Origin of the sequence: Rhizobium sp. Root482 (assembly GCF_001426565.1) — a bacterium.
Taxonomy (GTDB): Bacteria; Pseudomonadota; Alphaproteobacteria; order Rhizobiales; family Rhizobiaceae; genus Pararhizobium.
On the sequence record NZ_LMFA01000022.1, the window covers coordinates 339,558 to 351,478 of the forward strand.

An 11,921-nucleotide genomic window follows, 5' to 3' on the forward strand; every position below is an offset into this window, starting at 1 on the left:
TCGCAATGTTAAAAACGGTCAATTCGGCGGATGATCCACCGCCATTCTCCCGTTCCGGAAATCGAAGTCCTGCCTCACGGCCCGGACGGATCGCCGTCGAAAAGGCCAAGCGGAATTTTCAGGTAGCGCCGGCCATTGGCTTCGGGTTCCGGCAGGCGGCCGCCATTGATATTGACCTGCAGCGCATGCAGGATCAGTTTCGGCATGCTGAGCGTCCTGTCGCGCGCCTGGCGCGCCGCGACGAAGTCTGTCTGGTTGCGATAGCGCGCCATGTGGATATTGTCGGCCTTCTGCTCGGCCACCGTGCTTTCCCAACGGGGTTCCCGGCCGTTCGGCTGATAGTCGTGACCGGTGAAGAGACGCGTATCCTGCGGCAGCGCCAGGATGGCCTCTATCGAATTCCACAGGTCGGGGCCGCTGCCACCCGGGAAATCCACTCGCGCCGTGCCGCCGTCCGGCATGAACAAAGTGTCATGGACAAAGGCCGCATCGCCGATGACATAGGTGACCGAAGCCAGGGTATGGCCCGGCGAAAACAGAACCCTGCACGGGATGTTGCCGATTTCAAATATCTCCCCTTCGGCGAAAAGCCTGTCCCATTGGGAGCCGTCGGTCGGAAAGTCGGGAAAATTGTAGAAGGCTTTCCAGAGCTTCTGCACGCCGACGATCTTCTCTCCGATCGCAGTCGGTGCACCGGTCCGCTCCTTCAGGTGACGGGCGGCGGACAGATGATCGGCGTGGGGATGGGTGTCCAGTATCCAGTCGATCGCATATCCGCGGTCCTTGATGAAGGCCAGGATGCGCTCCGCATTGAACGAGGCGATCGTGCCGGATTTCTCGTCGAAATCCAGCACCGGATCGATGATCACGCAGCGGGCCGTTTCGGGATCGGCAACGACATACTGGATGGAAAAGGTGTTCGGATCATAGAAGCCGGTGACTTCGGGCTTGCTCCCCAGGCCTTCGCTCATGTCAGGCTTGTCCCCATTCGGCGGACGAGGCCGGCTGGAAAAGCGTGGGCGCCTCTCTCGAGCCTTTCGGAACCGGCTTGAAACGTGCCGTCGAAGGATCGACCGTATAGGCGTCGGCGGCCGGATAGGGTTCGCGCGCCAGACGGTCCACCGCGTCTATGATCCTGTCGACCTTTGCGTCATCGAGCAGATAGCTGAAATTCAGGCGTACCCAGCCAGGCTTCTGCAATTCGTCGCCTGCCTGGAGGGCAGCCCGCAGATTATCGGAAGCGGCGCGGTCGATACCGAGCAGGCTGTGCGCATAGGGGCCGGCGCAGGCGCAGCCACCGCGTGCCTGGATGCCGTGATAGTCGCTGAGCATCCGCGTGAACAACTGATGGTGCAGGAGCCCGCCCCTGGGATCGCGCACCCGAAACGAGAAGATCGGCAGGCGCTGCTTCTTGTCCGTCCCGAGAAGCACAAGGTTTGGATTGGCGCTCCAGACCGCCAGGGCGCGCCGGTTCAGTTCCTCGTGCCGGCGATCGATGAAGGCCTGGCCGACGGCATCCTTGACGAGAAAGGCGAGCGCGACGCGGATATCGCCGATGACGTTCGGCGTCCCCGCTTCCTCGCGCGCGGCGAGATCATCGACATAATCGTGCCCCCAGGGCGAAACGAAGGTAACGGTGCCGCCGCCCGGCTGGGTCGGGCAGGTGCGGGCGACGGCCGCCTTGCGTACGACAAGCAGGCCGGATGCGCCGGGGCCACCGGGAAATTTGTGCGTCGAAACGACGATGGCATCCTTCTCCAGCCCTTTGGCCGGCGCCATGTCCATCGGCAGGTATGGGCCACCGCCGGCATAATCCCAAACGGACAACGCACCGTATTTCTTGAGGAGGGCCGTGACCCTGTCGATATCCGTGACGATGCCGGTGACATTGGACGCGGCGGAAAAGGCGCCGATGCGAAGCGGGCGATCCGCCGTCTCCTGCAGGGCCTTCTCAAGCACCGCCAGATCCGGGCCGCCACCGTCGCATTCGTCGATCTGGATGATCTCGGCGCCGCTTTCGCGCCAGGGCAGGATATTGGAGTGATGCTCATAGGGGCCGATGAAGACGACGGGCCTTTCGCCGCGCCTCACCGCCTCCGTCACGCCCAGGGCCTGGACCAGCTTGTTCAGGCCGGCGGTCGCGCCGGCGCCGGCAAAGATCACCGCATAGTCCGGCCCCGCGTTGATGCAGCGCGCAACGACGGCCCGTGCCTCGCGGCGCATCCACGTCACATAGGAACCACAGAAGGACGCTTCCGTATGGCTATTGGCATAGAAGGGGAGCACCGCATTCATGACGAAGTCCTCGACGATCCGCAAGGCGCGGCCGGAGGCGACATAATCGGCATAGAGCAGGGGCACATCGCCGAACGGCCCCGGGATGGATACACCCTCGCCGATCACGTCGGCGCGCAACCTTTCCACCACATCCGGCCGCGCCAGACTTTGGCGGAAAGCGGCAAGCGCCCAACCGGTCTCCGGCACTTGTGCAATCGAAGAATCTGCCATCGGAAACTGCTCCTCACCCATCGGCTACACACGCAAGGCCGATATCCCTGTATCAGCAGTCAGTTTCTCTCAATATTTACGCTATTTCTATCCTCCCCAGTTCTCGATTTACGTCGAATTTCCTAATATCACTTCATCATTTCGCATAACGACGATATATTTTCTCAATCCTAGTCTCTTTAAGGAAATCTCGATATGGACAGCCTCGACCGCAAAATTCTCGATCTGCTACAGGCCGACGCCACTTTGCCGGTGTCCGAACTGGCGGAGCGGATCGGCCTCAGCAACGGCCCGTGCTGGCGCCGCGTCAAGAAACTGGAGGACGAGGGCTATATTTCGCGCCGTGTCGCTCTTCTCGATCGCACCAAGGCCAATGTCTCCACAACCGTCTTCGTGATGATACGAACCTCGCGCCATACGGTCGAATGGCTGGAACTGTTTCGCGGGGCGATCGAGAAAATCCCGGAGATCATCGGCGCCTGGCGGCTGACCGGCCAGGACGACTATCTTCTTCACATCGTGGTGCCGGACGTGGCCATGTATGACAGCGTCTACAAGCGGATGATCACCCAGCTCGAATTTTCCAATATCAGCGCCTCGATCTCGATGGAGGAAATCAAGTCCACCACCGCCGTGCCGACAAATTATATCAAATAGGGCAAGGTCTTGCAGCGCGCCGGCGATGCTCAGACGGCGGTGGAATGGCCGGAACCGGCCCCGTCGCGGGTGCAAAGCGGCAGGCGAACGACAAATTCCGCTCCGCCGGCCTTGCTGTCGAAGATGCAAAGCTCGCCGCCGAAGCGTTCGGCGATCTGCCGGCTGATCGCCAAACCCAGCCCCACGCCGCCCTGCTGCGCCTTTGCGCCGCGGACAAACTTCCTGAAGATGCTTTCCCGGTCCATCGGCGCCACGCCCGGGCCATTGTCCGCCACTTTCGCCTCATAGGTCACGTTTGCCCGGATGCTGCTGGAAACGACCACTTCCGGATTGGCGTTGGGATTGTGCTTGATGGCATTCGAGATCAGGTTGATGAACACCTGGGCCAGGCGATCCTGGCTCCCCAACACCAGCGCGTGACGGGCGCGCCGGCCGCGCCTGATCCTGACACCGGCGGCGCGCGCCAGGGGCTCGCAAGTCGCGATGGCATGCTCGACCGCGACTTCGGGATCGAACACCGTCATGTCCCAGGCCTGCTCTCCCGGCTCTGTGACGTTCAGGTCGAGAATACCGTCGAGAAGGCGGGTCAGGCGAAAGCTCTCGGACTGGATGATGCCGAGGAAATGTAGTTTTCGGGCCTCATCGAGATCCCGGTTCGTCAGAAGGATTTCGCTGAAGGAACGGATCGCGGTCATCGGGGTGCGAACCTCATGGCTGACCTGGCTGAGGAATTCGTCCTTTTGAACGTCGATCTCCCGCAGCCTTTCATTCGCTGCCGCGAGTTCCGCCGCCGTCGCCTCGACCTGGCGCGATTTGCGTTCCAGTTCCGCCGAATAGGCGCGGATCTGCTCAGCCTCGCCTGCAAGGCGCTTCAGTTCCTCGACGCTGATCGTCTCGCTGGTGACGACCTGCGACACCAGCGTACGCGCCGTCGCGGCGCCGACATGGGCCGCCAGCCGCGTTTCAACAAGCGAAAGAAGTTCGTCGCTGGCAATGACGGCCCGCTCGCCGACCCCATCCAGGTAGAACAGGCGGACCGTCTCTTCCGGTCCCAGGATACGGCCGGCAATCTGGCGCAGGTCCGCCACCCGCGCGGTGCGGCGGATCACGCCCCGTTCGCGCTCGGTCTGCCGCCGGAAGACGTCGATGAACAATGTCGCCTGAAATCGCGTGAGGGGCGTCGGCTCGCGCCACAGCGAAACCGCGACCAGAAGAACGATGTTCACGGTCATGCTCCACAGCAGCGCATGAACCAGCGGATCGTAGGCATCCTGCCCGAACAGGGCATAGGGCTTGAGCCAAGTCAGTCCGAAAGGTCCGTTCTCGATGACATCCGCCGACATCAGGAAGGCGCCCTCGAAGCTCGGCAGGAATAGCGTATAGCCCCAAACCAGAAAGCCGGCGGCAAGTCCCGCCAGCGCGCCGCGGTGGGTCGCGCGTTGCCAGTAGAGCCCGGCGACCAGGCTCGGCAGCGGCTGGATCAGCCCGCAAAAGGAGATCAATCCGATCGATGCGAGCGCGTCGGACGTGCCGCTGACCCAGAAATAGATGAAGCCAAGGAAGATGATGAAGACGATGCTCATGCGTCGCGCGGTCAGGATGAAGTTGCGCGCGCTCTGCCCGCTGCCGGTCGGAACCAGCGAAAACCGCATGGCCACCGGCATGACGATGTGATTGGAGATCATCGTCGAGAGGGCGATCGACGAGACGATCACCATCGAGGTTGCCGACGAAAAGCCGCCGATAAAGGCAAGCAGGCCGATCGTCTCCTGCCCGTTGGTCATCGGCAGGGTCAGCACGAAGAGGTCAGGATCGGACCCTGCGGGAAGGTAGTTCAGGCCGGCCATCGCGATCGGGATCACGAACAGGTTCATCAGGAAGAGATAGAACGGAAACATCCACGAGGCGGTACGGATCTGCTCGTCGCTGGAATTCTCCACGACGGTGACCTGGAACTGCCGCGGCAGGCAGATGACGGCCGCCCCGGCAAGGAAGCAAAGCGCGACCCAGCGCGACCCGAAGCCCTGCTCCGGATTGAGCAGGCTTACCGGCGCGTTGCGGAACATGACATCGGGCGCATTCGAAAGCGTGGCAAAGACCCAGATGCCGACAGCCAGGAAAGCGACAAGCTTGACCAGGGCCTCGACGGCGATCGCCGCGATGACGCCGTGATGGCGCTCGTTGACATCGATATTGCGCACGCCGAACATGATGGAGAAGAGGCAGAGACCCGCCGCCAGCCAGAATGCGACGACGAAATCGGGTTCGAGCCTCTGCGAGGCGGCCACAAGGGCGCCGGCCGGATAGGTCGTCACTTGGAAACTCGCGGTAATCGCCTTCAATTGAAGCGCGATATAGGGCGTGATCGCGACCAGGGTCAGGATAGTGATCAGCGCACCGAGCGCCGGGCTCTTGCCGAACCGCGCCGAGATGAAGTCGGCAATGGACGTGGTGTGGTGGATGCGCCCGATCGTGACCAGTTTGCGCAGAAAAATCCACCAGCCGACGAAGACGATGGTCGGACCGAGATAAATGGTGAGGAATTCCAGTCCGTTCTTCGCAGCCGAGCCGACCGAGCCGAAAAAGGTCCAGGAACTGCAGTAGATCGAGATCGACAGCGTGTAGACGAGCGGTGAAGACAGCCAGCCTGTGGGATCCTTGCGCGCCCGCCTGTCGCCTGCGAAGGCGACGCCAAACAGGATGGCGACATAGGCGAGACAGACGAGGACGACGAGGTTTACGGGAAGCATGGCGCTAGGTGCCGCCGGGTCCGGGCGTATCCTCCGGATCGTCGGTGGCGTCGCCGACACGGCGGGCGACGAACAGCGCGACAAGGATGATGGCGGCCCAGACGGCAAATATATAGAGAACGATCGGCGGAACCGCGCCGGGGATCGAGGGGGTTGCGAATATCCGGACTAGCGGTGGCATCAGCAGCAGGGCGGCGGCAAAGGGTAGGATCGCCGCGGCATCGCGAAAGCCCTGACGGTTGGATCGCCGGGCCATCCGGTCAGTTCCCCGTCAACTGGCGCACCTGCGCGACCACATCCGCGTTCGAGAAGGGCTTGGTGATGAAGGCCGTGGCGCCGATGTCCTCCGCAGCCTTGCGGTCGGCCGCCTGCCCCTTGGCGGTCAATACGATCACCGGCAGGGTTTCCAGCGCCTTCTCGGCCCGCACGGTGCGCAGCACATCGAAACCGCTGATCCCCGGCAGCATGAGATCGAGAATGAGGGCCGAATAGACCTGCCTGCGCAACCGCTGCAGCGCTTCCGTTCCATCGACCGCGATCTCGGTGTCGAAACCGGCTTGCCGCAGGATGAAGCTCAGTGATTCCACTATGCTCGGCTCGTCCTCCACGATGAGCACTCGCGTTTTCGTCAATACCTGGCGACCTCCCCTTCGTCAGCGATTTTCATGCACCCTATACGGGTCGCGCCCGGTCGGGAATACGCCTTTATGATGATAGCGCATCGGGGAAGAGCGCGGCCTCCTGGCGATGATTGCAATGCGCGCGTGGACAAAGGCGGCAGGTCGTGCCGACAGGCACCATGGTCCTTGGGTCGCTCCGGTCGATCCCGTCGCCATAGACGACACGCCCGGCCTCGGAAGCCGGACAGGCGAGCATGATGGACAGAAGGTGACGGGGGAAAGTAACCGATGGCGGGCTCTTTTCGATCGCCCGGGCAAAGAACAGAAAGGAATCGCCCGCCGGCAGAGCCCCGAAGGACCGGACGGTCGCGCCCGGGCGCTGGAAGGCCGCGTAGATCACCCACAAGGGACAGGCATTACTGTAGCGCGGCAGCGGCAGGCGTGGCAGCGGCAGGCGTTTTGTCACATAGCCGGAGGGATCGGACCGCATAAAGGCGAAGCGCACCCCTTCGGCGCCCGGCCGGCGCAGGGTCGCGAGGCGATGGGCCGCCTGCTCGTAGGAAACATCGAACAGCCGCGAGAGACGATCGAGATCATAGCGCGACCTTTCGGCAGCAGCGAGGAAGGGCTCGTAGGGCATCAGGATCGCCGCTGCGGTGTAGGAATGGAGCGCCGAGGCAGCAAAAAGGCGTGCCTCGTCGGAGGCGAGCACCGGTCGGTCGGCGATCAACGCCGACACGGCACCGCGTGCCATCGGCGCCGAAAGTTCCCTCACCCGGCGGAAGCGGCGCGATTGTGCGCTCCCGGTAACCACATCCGTTCCGGCCGGGCTATCGCCATTTTGCCAAACCGGCCCTGCCCCGTCGTGTAGCGTCTCGGCGTGTTCGCGCAGGACGCCTGCCGCGACCTCCTCCAGTTCCGGGAAATAATTGCCGGACTCGAACATGAAGGCATCGACCTGCTCCATGGAAGAACCCGATGCCGCCCGCATGTCCGGATTGTCGAAGAACTGAGCCAGAGACCGTGCGGCATCGGACAATTTCTCGCTGTCGGTCGCGATAATGTTCAGGAACCGCCCCCGATCCGCTGCGCCGAGCCCTTCATAATTCCCGAGAATCTCCGAAGCGGCGCGGATCGCTGTCACGCCAGTCAGAATCCGGTGGACGTTCTCGCCAAGGAACGGATCGCGGTTGAGCCTGTCGGCCAGCGCCATCACCGCCTCGTTGCGATCGATGAAGGCGCGATAGACCTTCAGCAAAAGATGCGCCCAGTCCGGATGCCGGCTGACGAATTCGGCCGCGGCACGGGGATGGTCGGCACTGCCGGCAAAGGCGGGATCGACGGAGAGTTCGTCCAGGCTGTCGATGGCCCGTCGTTCCGGCGTGTCGTCGAATTCGGCGCGGTCGACGCCGAGTCCCGCCGCGATCCGGTCGATGAGCGCACCGGCGATGGTACGTTTGTTCAGTTCGATGAGATTGAGATAGGAGGCGGAAATCCCGGCCCGGCGCGCCAGTTCGCCCTGGGTCAGGCCGGCGCGCTTGCGCTGCGTCCTTATCTTCAGTCCGGCCAGGTTTCGGGTCATGGGCACCTCGCAATTTCGGTGGTTTGTAAATTACTGACAAATGCTGCGATGCGCAAACGTGAAATTTTACAAAAATCGCATATTAAACCAAAGACTTATTGTCCCGATGACAAAAGGCGCGGACAATAATGACAGGGCGACAACGCTCAGTGGCGACGGCCGGGAGCCGACGCGACATCCATGGGAGGGATCAATGAAATTCGAGAACGTGAACCGCCGTTTCATTCTCAAGACCGGCGCGGCGCTGGGCGTGAGCCTTGCCGCGCCGATGCATTTCATCCGCGGCGCTTATGCCGAAGACATGTCCTGCAACATGCCGAAGGGCGATACCATCACCTTCGGCTGGAACGTGCCGCTGACGGGCGCCTACGCCGATGAAGGCGCCGACGAGCTCAAGGCGTTCCAGCTCGCCGTCAAGCACCTCAATGGCGAGGGCGATGGCGGCATGATCAATACGATGAAGCCGACCGTGCTCAAGGGCAACGGCATCCTCGGCAAGAAGGTCGCCTATGTGCAAAGCGATTCGCAGACCAAGTCGGATGCGGCCCGCGACGGTGCAAAGCGCATGATCGAACGCGACGGCGCCATCATGATTTCCGGCGGCTCTTCGTCGGGCGTTGCCGTTGCCGTGCAGGGCCTTTGCCAGGAACTCGGCATCATCTTCATGGCCGGCCTTACCCACTCCAATGACACGACGGGCAAGGACAAGAAGCGCTACGGTTTCCGCCACTTCTTCAACGCCTACCAGTCGGGCGTGGCGCTGGCGCCCGTGATCGGCGAAGCCTATGGCAAGGATCGCAAGGCCTATCACCTGACGGCCGATTATACCTGGGGCTGGACCCAGGAAGAATCGATCAAGAACGCAACCGAGGCGCTCGGCTGGGAAACGGTTAAGGCCGTACGCACGCCGCTCGGCGCCGCCGACTTCTCGCAATATATCACGCCGGTCCTCAATTCGGGCGCCGACGTGCTGATCCTCAACCATTACGGCAAGGATATGGTCAATTCGCTGACCCAGGCCGTGCAGTTCGGCTTGCGCGACAAGGAGGTCAACGGCAAGAAGTTCGAGATCGTTGTGCCGCTGTTTTCCGAACTCATGGCGCAGGGCGCCGGCGATGCCGTCAAGGGCATCTACGGCACTGCCAACTGGGACTGGAAGCTGGAGGATGAGGCGACCAAGGCCTTTACCAAGTCCTTCGGCACCGAATACGGCTCTCCGCCCTCGCAGGCGGCTCACACCTGCTACGTCCAGGCGCTTCTCTATGCGGATGCCTGCGAGCGCGCCGGCACCTTCTATGCACCCGCGGTGATCAAGGCGCTGGAAGGCTTCGAGTTCGACGGCATGGGCAATGGCAAGACGCTGTACCGCGCCGACGACCATCAGTGCATGAAATCCTGCGTCGTGGTGCAGGGCAAGGAGAACCCGAAGGACAAATACGACCTCATGGAAGTCATCAAGGTCGTTCCGCGCGAAGAACTGACCTACGATCCGGCGATCTTCGGCGGCGAACTCGGCCCGTCGGATCCCAAGCAATGCTGATCTGAAAAACCGGACGTCGGCCGCCGTCTGGCGGCCGGCTCATTTCCACTGGCGTGGACAGACACTATGGGCGGACGGGAATGGATGCAATACTGCTGCAAATACTGAACGGGCTGGACAAGGGCGGCGCCTATGCGCTGATCGCGCTTGGCCTGACCCTGGTTTTCGGAACGCTTGGCGTGGTGAATTTCGCCCATGGCGCGCTGTTCATGCTGGGCGCCTTCTGCGCCGTCACCTTCAACAAGCTTCTCAATCTGGAAAGCGTCGTCATCGACCCGGCACAGACGACGGCCTGGGGAAGTCCACTGGAGGTTCGCACACCCTATGTCGAAGCCTGGCTGGGCGATTTCGGCGTGTTTCTCAACGATTATTCGGTACCGGCGTCGATCCTGCTCGCCATTCCCGTGATGCTCGCCTTCGGGATCATCATGGAGCGCGGCCTGATCCGTCACTTCTACAAGCGCGCCCATGCCGACCAGATCCTGGTGACATTCGGCCTGGCGATCGTCATCCAGGAGATCATGCGGCAGGTGTTCGGGGCAAATCCGATCCCGCAACCCGCGCCGGATGCGTTCAGCGGAACCGTCTATGTCGGGACGCTGCTCGGCATGGGTCAGACACTCGCCTATCCCTTGTGGCGCATCGTCTATCTGTTCTTCTCGGTGGCGGTGATCGGCGCGGTCTTCGCATTCCTGCAATTCACCACCTACGGCATGGTGGTGCGCGCCGGCATGCATGACCGCCAGACCGTCGGTTTCCTCGGAATCGATATCCAGCGGCGTTTCACGGTGGTCTTCGGACTTGCCTCGGTCGTGGCAGGGGTCGCCGGCGTCATGTACACGCCGATCCTGCCGCCGGACTATCATATGGGAATGGAATTTTTGGTGCTGTCCTTCGTCGTCGTCGTCGTCGGCGGCATGGGCTCGCTCGGTGGAGCTGTGGCGGCGGGCTTCCTGCTCGGCATCCTTCAATCTTTTGCTTCAATGAATGAAATCAAGGCCATCGTGCCGGGAATCGACCATGTCATCATCTATCTGGTCGCCGTCGTCATTTTGCTGACCTTGCCGCGTGGCCTCCTTGGCCGCCGGGGCGTGATGGAGGACTAGGACATGTTCAAAAACCCCGGCCGCAACGACATGCTGCTGTTTCTCGGCTTCTCCGTCGTCGTTCTCTGCCTGCCGATCATTCTCGATCCGATCGGCGCGGCCTATCCGGCGCTGATGCAGAAATTCTGTATTTTCGGCATCTTCGCCATCGGCTTCAACATTCTCTTCGGCTTGACGGGCTATCTTTCCTTCGGCCATGCCGCGTTTCTCGGCGTCGGCTCCTATGCCGCGGTCTGGTCGTTCAAGCTGTTCACCATGAACGCCATCCCCGCCGTCGTCATGGCCGTCGTCTTTGCCGCCCTGTTCGCACTGGTCATCGGCTATGTCAGCCTGCGGCGATCGGGCATCTATTTCTCGATCCTGACGCTTGCCTTCGCCCAGATGAGCTACAATCTGGCCTATTCGGTCCTGACACCGCTGACGAACGGCGAAACCGGGCTTCAACTGTCGCTGCGCGATCCGCGCGTCATCGACAACCTGTTCTTCGAGCCGGCGGCCGGGTTGCCGAGAGTCAATCTCTTCTCGCTCAATATCAGCGGCGGCGGTTATGCCGGGTTTTATCTCTGCGCGATCGTCCTGATCATCTGCTTCTTCATTGCGCTGCGAATCTTCCGTTCGCCCTTCGGCATGATGCTGCGGGCGATCAAATCCAACCAGACCCGGATGCGCTATACCGGTTTCAATACCCGTCCCTATCTGCTTGCTGCCTTCGTCATCTCCGGCATGTATGCGGGCCTGGCGGGCGGGCTGATGGCGGTGACCGATCCCTTGGTCGGGGCGGAGCGGATGCAGTGGACGGCATCAGGCGAAGTCGTACTGATGACCATTCTCGGCGGCGTCGGCACACTGGTCGGCCCGGTCCTGGGCGCCGCGGTGATCAAATATTTCGAGAACATCTTCTCATCCTTCGGCGAGGGTACATTGCATGGCGTCTTCGGCTTCCTGCCCGACGCGATCGAAGACCCGGTCGTCAGTTTCCTGTCGTTCTTCGTCGGCGACGGCTGGAATCTGACGCTTGGCGTGGTGTTCATGCTCATCGTCATCTTCCTGCCGGGTGGAATCATGGAGGGGCTGCGTCGCATCGCCGCCCTGTTTAACAGGCCTCCCAGGGACGGCGTGAAGATCTCAACAGCCCAGTCGCAGCCGGCGGAGTAGAAA

Annotated in this window: 10 protein-coding genes; 4 read left to right on the forward strand and 6 right to left on the reverse strand. The window is 61.9% G+C overall.

The genetic code is table 11. The features are described from left to right. Nucleotides 1–74: 74 nt before the first annotated feature. The gene (locus tag ASD31_RS17615) at nucleotides 75–971 is read right to left on the reverse strand and encodes an MBL fold metallo-hydrolase (RefSeq protein WP_056336660.1); all 897 of its coding nucleotides are present in this window, start codon (nucleotides 969–971) and stop codon (nucleotides 75–77) included. Between the two features lies 1 nt (nucleotide 972). After that, on the reverse strand, nucleotides 973–2,508 hold the full coding sequence (locus ASD31_RS17620) for an aminotransferase class V-fold PLP-dependent enzyme (RefSeq protein WP_082520607.1): 1,536 nt from the start codon (nucleotides 2,506–2,508) through the stop codon (nucleotides 973–975). Nucleotides 2,509–2,703: 195 nt separating this feature from the next. Between ASD31_RS17620 and ASD31_RS17625 the strand changes: the two genes are divergently transcribed. After that, entirely contained in the window at nucleotides 2,704–3,165 is a 462-nt protein-coding gene (locus ASD31_RS17625) for an Lrp/AsnC family transcriptional regulator (protein ID WP_056336663.1), read from the forward strand. 29 nt (nucleotides 3,166–3,194) lie between these two features. Here ASD31_RS17625 and ASD31_RS17630 read toward each other — a convergent pair whose 3' ends face one another. The 4 genes from ASD31_RS17630 to ASD31_RS17645 form a co-directional block, all read right to left on the reverse strand. Then, nucleotides 3,195–5,915: a sensor histidine kinase gene (locus ASD31_RS17630; protein WP_056336666.1), complete on the reverse strand. Its 2,721-nt coding sequence runs from the start codon at nucleotides 5,913–5,915 to the stop codon at nucleotides 3,195–3,197. A 4-nt stretch (nucleotides 5,916–5,919) separates the two neighbouring features. Then, entirely contained in the window at nucleotides 5,920–6,171 is a 252-nt protein-coding gene (locus ASD31_RS17635; protein WP_056336669.1) for a hypothetical protein, read from the reverse strand. Nucleotides 6,172–6,175: 4 nt separating this feature from the next. Next, entirely contained in the window at nucleotides 6,176–6,547 is a 372-nt protein-coding gene (locus tag ASD31_RS17640) for a response regulator transcription factor (RefSeq protein WP_056336671.1), read from the reverse strand. Nucleotides 6,548–6,620: 73 nt separating this feature from the next. Next, the gene (locus ASD31_RS17645) at nucleotides 6,621–8,117 is read right to left on the reverse strand and encodes a helix-turn-helix transcriptional regulator (RefSeq protein ID WP_056336675.1); all 1,497 of its coding nucleotides are present in this window, start codon (nucleotides 8,115–8,117) and stop codon (nucleotides 6,621–6,623) included. Between the two features lie 193 nt (nucleotides 8,118–8,310). On the opposite strand from ASD31_RS17645, the gene ASD31_RS17650 reads away from it, so the two are divergent. The 3 genes from ASD31_RS17650 (at nucleotide 8,311) to ASD31_RS17660 (ending at nucleotide 11,918) form a co-directional block, all read left to right on the forward strand. Continuing rightward, nucleotides 8,311–9,657 carry a substrate-binding protein gene (locus tag ASD31_RS17650; RefSeq protein ID WP_056336678.1) on the forward strand — a complete coding sequence of 449 codons (1,347 nt, stop codon included), beginning with the start codon at nucleotides 8,311–8,313 and terminating at the stop codon, nucleotides 9,655–9,657. A gap of 80 nt (nucleotides 9,658–9,737) precedes the next feature. Continuing rightward, nucleotides 9,738–10,763 (forward strand): branched-chain amino acid ABC transporter permease, encoded by a 1,026-nt coding sequence (locus ASD31_RS17655; protein ID WP_056336682.1) that lies wholly within the window; start codon nucleotides 9,738–9,740, stop codon nucleotides 10,761–10,763. 3 nt (nucleotides 10,764–10,766) lie between these two features. After that, nucleotides 10,767–11,918, forward strand: a complete 1,152-nt coding sequence (locus ASD31_RS17660; protein ID WP_056336684.1) for a branched-chain amino acid ABC transporter permease — start codon at nucleotides 10,767–10,769, stop codon at nucleotides 11,916–11,918. Nucleotides 11,919–11,921: the final 3 nt, after the last annotated feature.